The 18,461-nt window shown below is 38.9% G+C and carries 1 protein-coding gene; it reads left to right on the forward strand.

Annotated features, from left to right (window positions below):
* Positions 1-115: 115 nt before the first annotated feature.
* Positions 116-18,433 (forward strand): T9SS type B sorting domain-containing protein, encoded by an 18,318-nt coding sequence (locus HAV12_RS01125; RefSeq protein ID WP_171568104.1) that lies wholly within the window; start codon positions 116-118, stop codon positions 18,431-18,433.
* The last annotated feature ends 28 nt before the right edge of the window (positions 18,434-18,461 follow it).

Consider the following 18,461-nt stretch of genomic DNA (forward strand, 5'->3'; position numbering starts at 1 on the left):
GTTTCGTCCTTCTTAATTTTTGAGAAGGACATAATAATAAATATTTTAGAATACTAATAATTTTATTTTCTAATGCCCCTTAGGGAATGAAGTGTAAGTAAACAAAAAGATGACTATGGAAAAACCTACTACTTTTAAATCAGTAAAAACTGTTTTTACTTTTATCAAAAACATCGTTTGTGATATTCAAAATCAGTTTCAAAAGCGTAATGCTTCACTTGTTGATGCAAAATTGCAGCCTTTATTTGTAAAAGCAACAACTGCTAAGACGATTCTTGGTATGCTGTTGTTTTTGTGTTTTACCACTACAATTTATGCACAGATTCCTAAACCTTTTACACCCAGGCTAGCCGGTGGAAGTATGCAGGTAAAAGGAGATATCCTTTTAATTGGAAATAGTGTTGTTGGCGGAAAAGATCTGGCATTACCGTATAACGGAGGAGCTAATAATAATGAGCAAACTGCGGTTTATATAGATGTTGATGGTGATAGCAGTACTTTTAGTTCAAGTATGGCAGAATTACTCATTAATAATAGTTGTAAATCTATTGCTTATGCAGGTTTGTACTGGGCCTCTTGTTACCCAAATGAAGTTGGAACCGATAGAAGTCAATTTTTTACAGGAACACCCAGATTAAATGACTGGAATAAGATTAAGTTCAAGGTGCCTAATGGCACTTATGAAGAGTTAACCGCAGATAACGCAGCAGATCCGTTGGGAGAGGAAGACGATATTATCTTTGACGGTTACCATTATTATGGTCCGGCAGACTCGCAATCTTTTAAAGATTCACCAATTATTTGTTACAAAAATGTTACAAAGCAGTTACAGGCCGTAAAGAATGCTGCTGGTCAACTGGATCCTAACGGACCTTATACTGTGGCTGATATTAGAGCGACAAGAGGGGTTAGACAAGGAGGAAGTGGAGGAGGATGGACTCTGGTTATTATTTACGAAAGCCCTTCACTGCCAAGTAAATTTATTTCCGTTTTTGATGGTTATGCCGGGGTACAGGGTTCAGATGTATTGAATATTCCTGTTTCAGGTTTTAAAACGTTACCGGGAACTTTGCCTGTTTATGCCAAAATTGGTGTTTCTGCGTTAGAAGGAGATAAAGGTTTAGAAGGGGATTCTTTTCAGTTTAGAGCAGGTCCGCCGCCACCGGCAAATGCAACAAAACTCTTTACGAAAATTTGGGATGCGGTCAATCCAAAAGACCCTACTGTTACACCTATAAAAAATGATAAGGATAATTTTTTCAACTCTACAATCTCAAGAGGAGGTGCTCATGTTACAAACAGAAACCCTAGCAGTGAAAACACCTTAGGTTTTGATATTGATAATGTTGATATTGATAATACAGGAAATAAAGTATTAGGAAATAGTGAAACGCAGGGAGCACTTAAATTAACGACGAATGGTGATGGGTATGGAGCATTCCTAACCACTTTTGCCGTTGATATTATTGAGCCAAAGATTGTATTAACAAAAGTTGTACGAGGCGTTCGTGCTGACGGTGTAACGGAGTATGACCTAAATGGTGCTGATGTGACTTTAGGGCAGGAGATGCGCTATGAGATTGGATTCCAGAATGTGGGTAATGACAATGCAAAAACGTTAACGATTACGGATATATTACCACAAAATGTAATTTTCAATAGCGCGAGCGATATTATTTATAAAGATAATGGTATTTCATTTGCTTCTTATAATCCAGCCACAAGAACAATTGTATTTAATGTCGATGATAAACTGGTTGTAAAATCAGGTTCTAAATATAAACTCATATTGAGAGTTAAGGTTGTTGCGGATTGTAACGAATTGGTTGATGCCTGTTCTAATAAAATCCAAAACACGGCAACTTCCCGTTATTTTGGTACTGAAAACCCAACCAACAACGGACAGCCTTATGGAGACGGAAGTTATTCCTTTAATACCGGATGTCTTGTAGGCGATCCTACTTCAACTAATTTTTTGGTTGGTATAGAAGATTGTTTGTTCCAAAGAACAGTATCACTTTGCGGTAGCGCCATACTAAAAGCAGCCAATGGATATAATACTTATGAGTGGAAAGATGAGTCCGGAAAAGTAGTTGGAACGACACAACAAATTACAGTTACAAAAGCAGGAACCTACACGGTACAAACAGGAGGTAATCCTGATTGTAAAGGTATTCTTCAAACGTATACTGTTCAGGATTATGCTTTAGGTGCTAATGATAATCCGGTTAGTCCTTATGCCAGTAATATTGATCCGGCTACAAAAAGACCTTACCTTTGTGCCAACGATAATAAAGAATTTCCAAAGATTTTCTTATGTGGTTTAACGGACACCAGGGAAATTAACACCAATATTGCCGGAGCAACAAGCATCAAATGGCAGGTTTCTACAGATGTACCCCCTACAGGGTTTCCTGCAAGTTGTGCGTATGAAGATGCTGTAAACTGGACACAGGCAGCGCCTGACGGACCTAATTTTACGGCAAATAAATCGGGAGCATTCAGGGTTATTGTGAGTTACGGTAATAACTGTGTGAACACGTTTTATTTTAGTGTTTTCCAGAATCCTTTAGATGTAAAAGCTAAAAAGGACGATGTAACTTGTTCAACGCCTGGAAAAATAACGGTTACAAATCCGTTGCCAAATACGGGTTATACCTATAGTATAGACGGAACAAATTTCCAGACCTCAAATGTGTTTAATAATCTTCCTGAAGGAAATTATGAGGTAACTGTAAAACAAACAGCACCAGATCCACAAACCTCTTCATGTCCGTTTACGGTTAAGGTAACAATTGTAAAAGCGACATTTGCTTCTACAGTAACTCCTACCGATGCACTTTGTAAAGGAGCTGATGGTACTATCAGAGCCTCTGCAGATGGTGTACCGGGTGATTATCAATTTATAGTAAAAATTGCAGGAACAAATACAATCGTAGAAAATTCAGGAAAAATTTCATTTCCGAATTATAAACTTTTTACAGGTTTAGCTCCAGGAAAATATGATGTAGAAGTTTACGCCAACAATTCGCTGGCGCTTCCTGCTAATAACGGTTGTTTCGAAATGAAAACAGTCGAAATATTCGATAAGTCATTAACAGCAACTTATAAAATAAACAAAACCCTTGCGTGTGGAGATGGTGAATTTGAAATTTTACCAACTGGCGGAACTTTAATTCCAGGAGTTCCTCCATCCTACAACTATAATGTAAACGGAGTTGATTACGGAAAAAATCCTAAAATTCCGGTTACAAGACCATTACCGACAGGCGGAATATATAATGTAATTGTTACAGATTATAATAACTGTACTTTTCCATTAAAAGTTACCATCACCGACACACCAAGACCAACTGTAGATATTAAAGGAACAGATGGTAAATGTTATGGTGACAAAGGCGGTCAGATTGATATGGTGGTTACACCAACAAATTCAGGTTATGCCGTTTCTTATAATGTAAATAACGGAGCATATACCACTTTGCCAACGACCAATTTGGCTCCGGGCTCCTACGATGTAATCGTGAAATATACGTTCGGAACGGATGATTGTTTTGATCCGGTTCGAAAAGTAGTTATTGGCGGGGCTGCAGATCCGTTAACGGCATCTGCAGGAGTAGCCGAATTATCCGGTTGCGGACCTCCGGGTAATGTAGATCAGGGAATGGTTAGAATTACCAACCCTCAGGGAGGAATACCTTTTGATGCACCAAATTTATACAGATACAGTTTTGATGGCGGAATTACCTATATTACAGATAATTTTGCCTGGGTAAATCCAAGTGCAACTCCTTATACTTTATATATTAAGGATGCTGCAGGTTGTGTTTATCCTATGACAGGTATTATCCTTGAGCCAAGACCAGCTGATCCTGTTTTTACTCCGGTAACTTCTTATACTTGTGACGGAAAAGGAACAACTACAGTAACGGTAACAACTGATCCTAGTACTACCTATGAATATGAATATTATTTAGGTACAGCCTTAAATACCAATGTACCACCGAATGTCTTTAAAGACCTTCCGGTTGGTACCCACGATGTGATTGTAAAATACAAACTGGTATCTTCTCCAACTTTCAGTAATTTGTTAAAAGAAGATTTTGGCAGTGGACCGCCAACCAAATCACCGGGTATTGCAGCAGCATATTGTTTCAATGACCAGAGAGTTAACCCACCTTACCAATGTAAATTTCCTAATGGAACACCAAGTAGATCTGTAGAAGATAATGCCTATTCTGTAGCAAGTTTCTTTTGGAGAAGTGATGATCCATCAAGCAATAATACAGGTGCATGGTTTCACTTTAAAGACCATACAACAAATCCAAACAACCTTGCCAATACGGGAGATCCTGATGGAAGATTTTTATTGGTAAATATTGGTAATGCCGCAGGTAAATACGGTATTTTATACAGTAAACCAATTGTGGATGTTATTCCGAATCAGGATGTTATTGTAGATTTTTATGTTGGAAACTTACTAAATCCGGGTTACGCCAGCGCTGCACCTATTATCAGAGTTGAATTAATTGATGCTTTAGGTAATGTTGTGGCCAGAGATGATACAGGAGAAATTGCAGCTCCTTCCAATGATCCGAACAGAAGAAAATGGGTTCCGATTAGTATCAAAATGAATCCGGGAAATAATAAGAATTTAACTTTTGTGGTTCGTTCCGGTAGTGAGGTATTTAGTGGTAACGATTTAGTTCTTGATGATATCTGGGTACGTCAGTTGCCAAAATCATGTTTGTCTGAGCAAAAACTTAAAGTGGTAGTAGAAGACAATAAAGGTTTTACTGCCGAAGTTCAGGGGCTTAATCATATAAAATGTAACGGTGCTAAAGACGGTAAATTTAGTATTATAGCTAAAAATTTCGACCCGCTTAAAGGTTTCTATTATACTATAGACGGTGGCGCTAACTGGGTTAAGTCTACAGTTGCCCAAATTGATTTTACTGGTAAAGATGCCGGATTGTATGATGTGCGTGTAAGCTACGATGATCCAAAAGCACCATCACCAAATCCTTGTATTGTTAGTTTACCAACCACAATTAAAACAGAGTCCGCCTTTTCTATAAGTGCTTCTCCAAGTGTAGCGCTTTGTAAAGATGGTGCTACAGTTACAGCTAGTGCCACAGGTGGAGTGAAACCATACACATTAATACTTACCAACACGGTTACAAAAGTAACGACGGCGTTCCCGGTTAATGGCGGAACGATAACAGGTGTTGAACCCGGTTCTTATACGGTTTCAGGAACTGATGCTAATTCATGTCCAAACACCAAAAATGTAGATTTTATTATTGATAAACCTATAGCGCCAGAAGCAGCGATTGTTTCTAATACAGGTTTGTGTTTTGACGGTAGTAGTGCTCTGATTACAGTTAATATTACTAAAGGTACCGGTCCATTCTATTATCAGGTAAATGTAAATGGAGCAGGATATGGTAATGCAAGTACTACTTTTCCAGGCAAAACATTTACATATACGGCAACTGCGACAGGAACTTATGACTTTTTGATTACAGATACCAGTAACAAATGTGATGCTACAGCTGTAAGTCAAAAAATTGAAGGTAAATTAACAGCAAATGCACTAACGACTACTCCATTAAGTTGTGATACCACTGCACCAAATGCAGTTATAGAAGTTTCTATTTCAGGAGGTTATGCACCTTATAAGTATGTGGTTAAAAAAGGTGCCACCACATTATTTACCAGTGGTAGTATTGCAGGTCCTAAATTCACCTATTCAACGAGTACTTCAGGAACCTATACTTTTGAAATTACAGATGTAAAAAATTGTCCATTTAAGGTTGACGCAATTGTTAATTCTAAAATTGCCGTAACTGCAAAAGAGAGTGTAACTAATGTGAGTTGTAATAATGCAGGGGACGGAAGCGTTACCATTACACCATTAACAGGAGTAGCTCCGTTTAAATATCAGTTTAATGGTGCAGGTGCTTTTACCTCTACCACTACGTACGGATCATTAGCCGGTTCTATTGCAGGAACGACTTATACTTATATTGTTCAGGATGCACAGAAGTGTGAGCAATCCTATTCGTTTAAAGTTTTCCAACCGGATGTAATTAAAGGTACTGCTACCATGGCGCCTTTGTACAATTGTGATAATCCTGCAACAATAACAATTTCAGGAGTTAGTGGAGGAAATGGTTCTTACCAGTATACTTTATTGAAAGACGGTGTAAAATATGCCGGACCACAAGGAACACTTGTATTTAATAATTTAAGTACAGAAGGTGTTTATACTGTTACAATTACAGATTCGAAAAGTTGTTCTGTTACAATACCAGCGGGAACAATTACTAAATTGAACCCACCGGCAGCGATGACGCTCACGCCTTCGAAAGTAACTTGTCCGAGTAATACGGCCAGCGTAACCATTTCAGATGTGAAAAATGCGGCTGGTGTACTTTTACCAACTGCAGGCTTACAATACAGAATGCTTTTACCAACGGTTGGTACTTACCAGACATCAAATGTATTTACAGGTTTAGCGGCTGGTGTTTCTTATAAATTTGAAGTAAAAGACGCGAACAATTGTAAATTCGAAGAAACTATATTTATACCTGCATTACCAACTATTGCGGTATCGTTTAAATCTCAAAATAATATTGTATGTTTTGGTGATACCAATGGTAGTGCCATATTTACAGTGACAGGATTGGGTAATGGTACAAATTATTCTTATGTAGTTGATACAAGACCGGCTGTAACAGGAACATCTCCTGCAACAGGAACTTCTTTTGATATTCCGGTAGCAACATTGAGTCCTGGTTTACATACGATTACAGTAACCAACACATCAACTACTTGTTCTGCACAACAGACTGTAACGATTTTGGCTCCGACTGCAGCCTTAGCATTAAACGCTCCTACATTAACTCACGTTACCTGTAACGGTCCAGGTCAGGCAATAATCAATGCAGTAGATGGCTGGAAACCCTATAAAAATTATGAGTTAACACCAACAAGTCCGGCAGGAGCTGTTGTGAATCAAACGTCTAATACTTTTACAGGATTAGCCGCCGGAAATTATACAGTTGTAGTAACGGACTTAAACGGATGTACTAAAACGCAAAATTTCACAATTAACCCTAAAGTTAATCCAACGGCCAGTATAGATACTGTTACATCAGATTTTTGTTCGAGTACTTTAGGAGCTACTATAAAAGTAACGCCTAATACAGCACCTAATTATACCTATACACTTGGAAGTGTAACCCAGAATAACGGAACATTCACAGGATTAATCCCGGGAAGTTATATTATTAAAGTTACAGATACTTCTACAGGTTGTTTTATTAATTTACCTGCAACAACTATTGCTTCGCCAATAGCTGCAAGTATTACTTTAGACAAAGATTTAGATTGTTCTCTTGCTACGCCGGGTGCAACTATCAGAGTTTATAATATTACAGCGGGTTACCCCGACTATAAATACAGAGTAAATACTACAGGTGCTCCATTTACAGGCGCTTACACAACACTTGCAGTTGGACAGACTTCGTTTACGTATCCGGCTCCTAGTGCTGCTACTTATTATTTTGAAATTACAGACAGTAAAAATTGTACTACCGTTGTAAGTCAAAAGATAAATGCAATTGTAAAACCAGTAGTTACTGCTGCCACTCCGGCTCATGTAAAATGTAAAGGTGATGCTACAGGAACTGTTACTGTAACGACAAACCCCGCAGCGGGAACTTATACGTATGTATTAACGCCGACTGCACCAACTACAGGTACTGTAATTACACAAACGAATAATGTATTTACAGGTATCAAAGCAGGAACTTATTCTGTTACAGTTACAGATGCTAAAAGTTGTACTTCTGCACCTTTCCCGGTTACCATTACAGAGCCTGCTATTGCATTGACAGCTTCAGCTTTAGCAACTAAAGTAAAATGTGGAACAGGAAACGCTCCTCAAGCCGCTACTATTACGGTAACAGCTATTAATGGTACTCCGTTTACAGGAGGAAAATATAAATACGATTACGGAGATGGAAACGGTTATGTAGATTCAAATACATTTACCACAAGTACTCCGGGACTTGTAAGTATTACAGTAAAAGATAAAAATGACTGTACGGCTACAACATCTGCTACAATAAATACATTAAACCCGCCAACGGCTTTAGCTTTTGCACAGGCAAATGTTATTAGCTGTGACGCTACTCAATTAGATACCGATTTAAAAGTTACCGTTACTAACGGTGTACCGCCATTTAAATTTGAAATCACAAGTACAACGGCTGCAATTGCTCCGGCAACTCCGGTTGTAACGGGGATCAATGCTCAGGATTATACTTTTACAAATTTATCTCCAGGGAAGTATTTCTTCAGAGTTACAGATGATAACGGTTGTATAAAAGACGGAGATTTCACCATTGATAATGTAGTTCCGATTACCGTAAGTGGTAGTTTAGTTACTGCGGTATCTTGTAATAATGCTTTAGACGGATCTGTTAAATTTACAGTTGGAGGAAATTCAACCGGATTTACTTACGTGCTGAGAAATACAGCCAATGCTATCATTACTGGTGGAAATCAGGTAGGTAATGTTGTTACGTTCAGTAATTTACCTGGAGGAACAACGTATACCATTACGGTTACAAACCCAACAACAAAATGTACTAACACTGCTTTTGTAAACCTTGCCAATCCAACTGCAATCACGATTACAGCGGCATCTGGTACAAAAGTATATTGTGACAAACCGAATACAGCGATTACAGTAACCGCTACGGGAGGTACAGGTACCCTATATTATGCTGTTGTTTCTGCAAAAGTGGGAACTCCGGCACCGGTTTACCCGGCAGATTATAATACAACAGGAGTTTTCTCAAGAAATACGGTTGTAGACGGAGAAACTTTCAATGTATTTGTAAGAGATGCAAAAGGTTGTCCTGCAACTACATCATTTACAGTAGTGAGAGACGCACCGCCAACAATAAACCCAATACCGGTAACGTGTTACAAAGGAGGTTCGCTTAACATCGTAATGTCAGGAACTGTTTTTGCAGGAACTACATGGTATGGTGTTAACGGTACTTACTCTTCAGACCCTACTAAAACTATTTCCGGACCAGGTACTTATGATTTAACGATTAAAGATGATAACGGTTGTATATCTCCGGTTTTCAAATTAATTATTAATAATCAATTAAAGCTTACAGTTAAATCTGAAAAAGATGTTACCTGTACAGCCGTTCCGCCATTTACCACTACAGATGCACAAGTTACCTTATCAGCTTTAGGCGGAGGTGCTGCGTATACTTACTGGTATAAATTAGGTACAGGAGGAACATATGTTGCTTTACCGGGTAATGTATTCAATACTTCAGCGCCGGGAGATTATTATTTCCAGGTTACCTCTGACGGATGTTCTGCAGAAAGTACAGTTCCTGTAAAAGTTACTGCACCGGTATTGCCAGTTGTAAATGCTGTAGCAACCGGAACATTGTGTACGCTATCTAAAGAAGGAACTATACAAGTTACGGTAACTTCAGGTGGAGTTGGTCCGTTTACGTATACTATTGACAATTGGGTAACCAGCAATGATACCGGTTATTTTCCAAATTTACCGGGTGCAACAGGAACAGGTTTAGGATATACCTATCAGGTTCGTGATGCTAAAGGCTGTATTGGAACAGGAGTAACTCAGGCATTTGTTATTGCACCGGACCCTATTACGTTTGGTACCGCTATTGAAAACATAGAATGTGATGAGTTGTCGACACCACCGGGTTCAACTTTAGGGTCAATCACTGTAATAAATGCTGCTGGTGGAACAGGACAATATACCTACCATATTAGCAATAATTTCGGATATGCAGCTACTTATACAACAACTGCCAGAGAAGATCATAAGTTTGATATTATTGATTTTGGTGTTTATACCGTAGAAGTTAGAGATGCTAATGGATGTCCGGTATTCGCGGAGGAAACAATGGCTTCTCCACCAAACGACTTGGTGATTGATGTTACGAGTACACCATCGACTTGTACAACAGGAGGAACTGCTATTGTTACGGTTTCAGCAGCGGTAACGAGTGGAAACTATGAATTTGGTCTCTTAGAATTTAATACAGCACCATATTCAAATAACTATACAGGACCGGATGTGGTTGGCGGAAATGTTAAAACATTTAGCCCGCTGATCCCTGGTGTTACGTATACATTTGTGGTTCATGATTTAGCCACAAACTGTTATTTCTTGAAATCTGCAGATGCTCCTATTGGTTCAGCTTCTACGCTAGTGGGTACTCCAACTGCTCAGAACGTTACGTGTAAAGACCTTGGTGATGGTAAAGTAACCTTTACTATTACAGGACAACATGGAACTACAACGTCTGTAGATTATCAGATTTTCAGACAGCAGGATAATGCTGTAATGAGTCCTTTATTAAATGCACCGGTAGTGCCTGCACCATATACAGTTACTTACCCTGCAGTAGGACCTGGTACATTACTACCGGGAAGATATTATATTGTATTCACAGAAAGAGGAGGAACTATTGACGGTTGTCAGTCTGCTTCAACAATGTTCGAAATAAAACAATCATCAACACCATTGACGCTATTGGCATCATCACTTAAAAATGCCAATTGTAATCCAACAGCTGGTATTGTTACCGCACAGGGTATAGGTGGAGCAGGTTCTTATTTATACCAAATCATTACAGATACTGGAGCAATTGGTGACGCTGATGATCCAAAACCAACAGCTGCATCATTCACAACAGCGCATAGTAGCAATACATTCGTTGTTAATTCAGGAGATTATTTGGTTTGGGTTAAAGATGCAAACAACTGTATTACAAGTGCAACCGTTAAAGTGATCCAGGATCCAATTCCGGTATTTGCCTTAGCAGTTGTTAATCGTTGTGCAGGAGAAGGCGCATTTGAAGTTACGGTTACAATAACAGATCCGGTACCTTCAATGGCTTCTTATACGATAAGCATTAACAAAGGTAATCCGATTCCATTTAATGGATTGACTTATACCGCTTCCGGACTTAATTCGGGAACGCAAGAGATTGTAATTAGAGACAAAAATAATTGTCCTGAAACACATACTATAGACATAAATCCAACACCATCCGCAATAGCAACTGTCGGAAAAGTATTAGCTTGTTCGGTTACGGGTACTGTAGTGGAAGACGCTGTCATTCATGTTGAAATTAAAGACGGTACGCCTGCTTATACCTATGAAGTTCAGAAAGGAACTGGAGGTTTCGTTACATTTACGCCTGCGACAACTGTTGTTGCCGGAGTAACAGCATTCGATTATGCAGTGCCTTCCGGAGCTGCTGATACTTATATCTTCAGAATTACAGATGTAAACGGTTGTCCTATTAGTACAAACCCTATAACAATTGACGCTATTGTACCAATTGTACCGGATGCTAAGGCTATACAACCACTATGTTTTGGCGGTGCAGGTACTATTGTATTATCGGCAACAGGAGGAAAAGGACCTTATAGGTATAATTTCAACAATGGAGGATTCTCTACAATTGATACGTATACAGCTATTTCAAATAATGGTATACCTTATTCATTTATTGTAAAAGACGATCTAGGTTGTGAAGCATCAGGTACTGTAATCGTAGGTGAGCCTGATGAGTTAACTATTAATCCTCCGGTTATTACACAACTAACGTGTGGTCCTGGTAATGTAGGACTAGATGCTCAGGTTGTTTTATCTGCAAGTGGAGGTACAGGTACTATTGAATATAGTTTTGACGGAAGTGATTTCAGTACTAAAACGACGTACAATGTTATTGACACAGGAAACGATCGATTTGCTATTCAATTTAGTGTGAGAGATGCAAATGGCTGTTCTAAATCAGGTACTGTGGATATCTTAAAATTAGATCCACCGGTATTTAATGAACCGGCATTTACGCAAACTACCATTACATGTCTGGCCACTACAAGTGATGTTCAGGTGTTGAGTACCAAAGGTATTGGTACCCCTACTTATGCAATCATTTCGCCACTTGCGCAGGCAGGAAATATATCAGGTTTAAACTCTGGTCTTTTCCTAGGTTTACCTGCTGGGGACTATATTTTTGAAGTAACAGACTCAAGAAATTGTAAAGATCAGGCATCGTATACTGTAAAAGATGTAATCAAAATCAACGTAGTGGAGCAATCCACAACTGGAATAACGTGTGCTACGGCTACAGACGGGAAAGCTACTTTCTTCGTGTCAGGCTTTGGTTCAGCTGCTCCGGGAACATATCACTATAAATTAGATGGTGGCGCGGATGTAACCGGTTTAACAGCTGCAACAATCAATTTAACAGGATTGTCAAGCGGAAATCACACCCTTACGGTATTCGATGATGTAACAGGTTGTTCTATGGCATTGCCATTAGGATTTGACATTGCTGCACCGCCTGCACCGCTATCAGCAACTAAAGTGGTTACACCATTAGGTTGTACTACTTTTGGAGCAGTAACTATTACAGCTGTTGACGGTTGGGGTGATTATACATATACTCTAACGCAGGGGGCGACTGTTAAAACAAATTCAGATGGAATATTTGGTGGTCTTACTGTAGCAGGTACCTACAACATTTCTGTAAAAGACAGTAATGGTTGTGAAGTAACGGATTCGTTTACTTTAACCGCTCCGGTTAATCCAACAATTGCAATTGACGCTTCTAATTACTGTTATGTAAATGATAATACAACAACTATAAACGTAAGTGCTACTTCTGTAGGTGCGCCACATCCTGTAACACCATACGAATTTAGTATTGATGGTACAAACTGGCAAACCTCAGGATCATTCACAGATCTGAAACCTGGTGATTATACTATTACAGTTAGAGATAAATTTGGTTGTACTGATGCCATAGCAACTAAAATTAACGGTCAGCTTTTCGCTTCTGCGGAAAACAAAAAAGACCTGTATTGTGCCGGTGCTACTCCAGACGGAACAATTAGAATAAGTGCTGTTGGCGGATATCCGGCTTACACTTATACAGTAAATATTAATGGCGCCGGAGCTTCTGCACCAGTGGCGTTTACCAACCCGGCTTTCTCTGATTACACCGTAACAGCTGCTGGTAGTTATGTATTTACAGTATACGATTCAAGAGGTTGTGCGTATCCGATTCCTGCTGTAGTAATGGTAGACCCAACTCTGGTTGTGTTTACTGCGACACCAACTTCACCAAGTTGTTCAACAGGTCAGGGAACGGTAGGCGATGGTTCTATTTTATTTAATTTACCAACGTCTAACAACAATCCGGATTATACTTATACAATTCAACGTACAATTCCAGCTGGCGGATTACCTGTTAGTCAGGTTAACAATCCTTTATTCAAAGGTTTAATTGCAGGTACTTATACGGTTACTGTAAAATCAGGAAGAGATTGTTCTACTCCGAATACAGTTATTATTAACCCACCAACTCCGGTTGTGGCTTCAGCTTTAGCTTCGCCATATAGTTGTTCAGGAACAAATACCCTAAATGAAACTGTTGTTACGGTTACAGGTACCGGTGGAAAAGGAACTAATCTGGTTACAGATTATACCTATAGTGACAACGGAACAAACTGGCAAACCAACAATACATTTAATATTATAGATAACGGATCAGTTCAAAATCCAGTCTATTATGTTAAAGATGGTAACGGATGTATCGCTTCTATTCAGGTTCCGATCAACCCATTCCCTAAATTGCTTTCTGCTACAGCTACATTAGATACTAAAGCAGCTTGTAACAATGCAGGAGAAATTATAAGAGTTGTTATCGCAGGCGGATCTGTTCCGGCTAATTTTGAATATGATGTTTATAAAGATGGTATTCTGTTCGCTTCAGCTATTCCGGTAACAGGTAATACCTTTAATTATACAGCACCGGATGCAGGTCATTTCTATCAGTTTAAAGTAACTGATAAAACGACAACCTGTTTCATTCTTTCTAATGTATATAACGTTCCGTTATTCAATACCATGAAAGTGATTGCAACAGCTTCTCAAATGGTAAGCTGTAATGGAGGAAGTGATGCAGAAATAAAGGTGAGCATTACCAATTACACCGGTGCATTTACCTATCAGGTTTACGATGCTGCAAACAATGCAGTAGCTGGTGCGTCCGGAACAGGAAATGCTACAACAGGTAATCCGTTTACAATTGCAGGACTTCCTGTTGGAGGTAATTATACCGTTAGAATTACACAAACAGCTTACCCTGAATGTATAGTTTCTTCAAACCCTGTAGATATTACACAACCACCGGTATTAAGCTTAGCTGGTTTAAAAGTTGACAATGTAAACCAAAACTGTAACAATGACGGCGCAGTACTGACGGTAGATCCTTTAACAATTGTTGGTGGTACTCCTGGATTTACCTATGCATTTGCTCCTGCAGGAACAAGTACAGCACTTTTAGTGTACACACCGTCTCCGACAAAAACAATTGTAACGACGAAAGTGTTCCCATTATTTGATGCATGGGATGTGTATGTAAAAGATGCGAAGGGTTGTTTCGATCATGTAACAGTAAATGTTTCATTAGATCCTAAACCGACCATTACAGATGTAAAAGTAGCGAGCCAGTGTGCCAGCGCTTTAGGATACAGAATTGATGTTACGGCAACCGGAGTTGGAACTTTACAATATAGTTTAGACAACGGACCGTTTACAACAGATAATTTCTTTATCGTTTATTCTCCGGGACAATATACCGTTACCGTACAAGATGCAAATCAATGTACTACAACAGCTCTTGCACCGGTTACTGTTTTGGAACCTCTTACACTAAGTGGAGAAATAACTGTGATGTCAGATTGTAACACGGCAACAGGAGAAATTACGTTACATGCTTTAGGCGGTACGGTTTTACCAGCTAACAGTTATGTATATACGAAAGACAATTGGGTTACAAGCCAGGTTAGTCCTGTCTTTACAGACCTTGCTCCTGCTGTATACAAATTTGAAGTAAGAGATATTGTTACTTTATGTGAAAAAGAGTTTGATATCGAAATAGAAAAACCAACAGATGTAACCGGAATTATTTTAACTCCGACAGCTGTTTCTTGTAAAGATGGTTTAGATGGTACAATCACTGTAGCCATTGCAACTTCAAATAATAACCCTGTTTATACTTATAGTTTAACAGGTCCTGCAGGATTTACGCCTAGACCGGCTCAGGAATCTCCTGTTTTCAAAGACTTGCCTTACGGACTTTATACCGTAACCGTATTGTCAGGAAGAGGTTGTTCAGATACAGCATCAATTACTGTTGCCGAGCCAGCTGTAATGGCGATAGGTTTACCATCGGTTACGCAATATGTTTGTAACACGGGCAGTAATGCAGTTAAATTTGCGACGATCACCGTAACTCCGGGTTCTGTTGTTGGTGGTTCAGGTAATTACCTGATCTATGAATTCTTCAGAGATGGTAAATCAGTTCAGAAAGACGATAGAAATACGTTTACGGAATTTGATTACTTAGGCGGAACTTACACCGTAACGGTTTACGACAGTAACAATTGCCAGGCACAGTCTAACAGTGTGATTATTGCTCCATATGCAGATATTGATGATTTAAAAATCGATGTTACTAAAATAACTTGTAAAGACCCAGAGTCAATTCAGGTTACTGCAATTAATACAAAAGGAACATTACCAACTTTAGAGTATACAATCGAAGGTGTTGCTCCAAATACTTACCCGCTTACCTCTAGTCCAACTGGATTATTTGCAGGATTAAATGTGGGTCAGTACAAAATCACGGTAACAAATCCGGTAACGGGATGTAGTATCGTAAGGTACCATACCGTGAATGAGCCAAACACATTCAAAATTGTGGCTACAGAGGTGAAAAACCTTATTTGTTTCAGTGATACTAACGGAAGCGTTACACTGACACTGGTAGACAATATTGTACCATCAGATGAAGCAGGTGTGTTTAGTTATGTTATCACACATGAATCAGGTACACAGCAAAGTGGTGTTACGACATCAACGGAACTAAAACTTGCTAATCTGATCAGAGGGAAATATACTGTAGCGGCTACTTTAGTTAATACACCATTCTGTCCGGTTACTACTGAATTTAGTATTGAAGGTCCGGCAGAAGAATTGCTACTTATACCAAGTGTAAAACAAATTACTTGTGCAGACGGTAACAATGATGGTATTATTTCTGTATCAGCAACTGGCGGATGGCCAGGTCAATACCAATATAAATTAGAAGGTGCCAAAGCTGTACCATATTCTACTGAAAATGTTTTTGAAAATTTAGCAGTTGGATCGTATACAGTATATGTGAAGGACATTAACGGTTGTGAGGTGTCAGCACCAATTCAATTAGATGCTCCGAAAACAATTGATGTAACGGTTGGTTTAGATAAAACAAAGCTTCTTTGTTATGATGACACAGATGCTACGTTAACTGTAAACACTATTTCAGGTGGATCAGGAAACTATACGTATACCTTACACGGAACTTTGGCAAACGGTACAGTAATTACCAGAGATGCCCAGCCGGATAAAGTATTCGCAGGATTAGGTGCAGGAACGTATTTTGTTACTGTTTCTGATGACTGGACTTGTGTGGGTACATCTAACACAGTTACAGTTGACCAGCCAAATGAAGTGGAAGCAACTATAGCTATAGACAGAACAGAAACTTGTGCCATTACGCCAAGAATTATTCTTAAAGCTACAGGTGGAACAGGTCCTTATTTCTATAGTACGGATGGAACGAACTATAATACAACGTCATTTGTATCACAAGTGACGATTGATTTACCAAAAACGACGGCAAATGTAACGTACAAGTATTTTGTAAAAGATTCAAATGATTGTAAGGCTGCAGCTGAAGCTACTGTTGAATTCTCACCAGTTCCTGCAATTGTACTGGAAGTATACGAACATCAGGATGTTCAGTGTAGAGGATCTGTATCCGGATCTATTACGGCTATTGCAAAAGGAGGTTTAGGTAATTACGTTTACATTTTAACAGATGTAAATGGTAATGCAATTACTCCGGCTCCGACACAATTGACACCGGGTGAATTTACAGAACTTGCTATAGGTCAATACCGTGTGAAAGTACAGAGTCTGGATTGTGAGCAGCCTTTCGAGATAATCGAAATTACACAACCGGATACTGAATTGTCCGCAACATTAGCTGTAGAAGACGTTAAGTGTAACGGATTCAGTAATGGTAAAATTACGGTTAATGCAACAGGAGGAACTGGTACATATGTATATGCATTACATCCAAACCTTAGACAGTTCTTTGATTCAAATGTTTTCGATAACTTAAAACCTGGTTTTTATACCATAAGAGTTCAGGATGCAAATGGTTGTTTCCGTGATTATGAAGAAGAAGTTAAACAACCGGACCCATTAGAAGTTGCTGAAATTGTAAGTTCACAAATTCCGGAATACTGTTTCGGCGATAAAGACGGAGTTGCATTTGTTGAAGTTACAGGTGGTGTAGGACCTTATATGGCCAGTATAACTGGAGATGGTGTTACAATCGATTTCAGAGCACCGGATGTTGACGCCAATACATTTAGTTTCCAGGGTCTTTCAGGTGGAGTTGAATATCACGTAATAGTTAAAGATCTTAACGAATGTACCAATGAGGTATTCCTTAAATTACCGGATCCGGTTAAATTAAACCCGATCGCGAAGGAAAACTACAGTTGTGAGAATGACCTTCCGGTAAATAACATTACCGTAGAAGTTGATTCAAGTATCGATGATACAAGAAAAGCAACTATCGTTTATACCTTATTTGAAGATGGAGTATCTAAAGGAATTACCCAAACCGGTAACCCAATATTTAGAAACCTTCCTACTGGTAATTATAGTGTTCAGGTTGTACTGGAAGGTTGTTCAAGAATGACCAATACAGTTCGTATTGATGCTGTTACACCATTGAATTTAATAGACGTTACGGCGACAGTTAATAAAGACCTGAATATTATCGAAGTGAAAGCTTCTGGTGGTGTACCGGCTTACGAATACAATTTCAACAATGAAGGATTTACATCATCAAATACGTATAGAATCTATAAAACAGATATCTATAGCGTAGTGGTGAGAGATCAGAATGGTTGTGAATTCCCACTTTTAGTTCCGGGTACATTCTACGACTTCTGTCTGCCGAACTACTTTACACCGGACGGTGACGGACGTAATGATCTAATAGGTCCTGATTGTGGTGCATTGGCATACAAAAACCTGACTTTCGATATTTTCGACAGATATGGCAGAGTAGTAGCCAAGTATCGTGTAGGTCAGAAATGGGATGGTAGATACAACGGTGCAGAATTACCAACAGGTGATTACTGGTATGTTCTTAAACTAAATGACGAGAAAGATGCAAGAGAGTTTGTTGGACATTTCACTTTATACAGATAACAAAATTATAGCCCCGATGATGTTATCT

The organism is Flavobacterium sp. CLA17 (genome assembly GCF_013112255.2).
GTDB classification, from domain to species: Bacteria; Bacteroidota; Bacteroidia; order Flavobacteriales; family Flavobacteriaceae; genus Flavobacterium; species Flavobacterium circumlabens.